This window comes from Verminephrobacter aporrectodeae subsp. tuberculatae At4 (genome assembly GCF_000193225.1).
GTDB classification, from domain to species: Bacteria; Pseudomonadota; Gammaproteobacteria; order Burkholderiales; family Burkholderiaceae_C; genus Acidovorax; species Acidovorax aporrectodeae.
In genome coordinates this window covers 1-574 of record NZ_AFAL01000259.1, presented here as the reverse complement: position 1 = coordinate 574, position 574 = coordinate 1, and the positions used below count along the sequence as shown (strand labels likewise).

The following is a 574-nucleotide window of genomic DNA, read 5'->3' as shown; positions in this document are numbered from 1 at the left end:
GGCGCGAGCGTGGCCTGCAGGTCAGCCTGCATGGACTCCGCGGTTGGCGCCGTGCCAGGAGCGGTGGGGCGCAGCTGCATTTGCAGTTGCAACTGCGCCGCGGGCGTGGCCAGGGTTCCGCGCAGCCTGGCCTGCGCGCTCACGGGCATGGTTGCGCCGCCGGGCAGCGCGGTGTGCAGGCTGCCGTCCAGCGTGGCTTCGATGGCCATGGGCGCGAGCGCCTGCAGCGTGGCGCTGGCGCTGTAGCGGCCCTGCGCGAGTTCCACGCCGCCGATACGCAGGCGGTGCTCGTGTCCGTCGAAGCGGTAGTCCCCCACCAGGCCCGTGGCCTGCACGGCGGGCGCTGCGGCCCATTGCAACTGCTGCACGCGAAACGACGCGCCGATGCGCAGCGGCAGCAGCAACTGCGTGGGGGCCTGCACGGGTTCGGTGTCGGCCACGTCCCCGGGGGTGATTTGCACGCGCGCGGCCTGCACTTCGCCCAGTTCCAGGCGGCGGTGCAGCAGCGGGGCCAGCTGCCAGCCCAGGCGCAGCTCGTGCACCTCCACCGACAGGCCCGGGCTGCTCCAGCGCA

Annotated in this window: 1 pseudogene; it reads right to left on the bottom strand. The window is 73.7% G+C overall.

The features are described 5' to 3' along the window. A pseudogene (locus VTU_RS33510) lies at positions 1–574 on the bottom strand (translocation/assembly module TamB domain-containing protein); the annotation flags it as partial.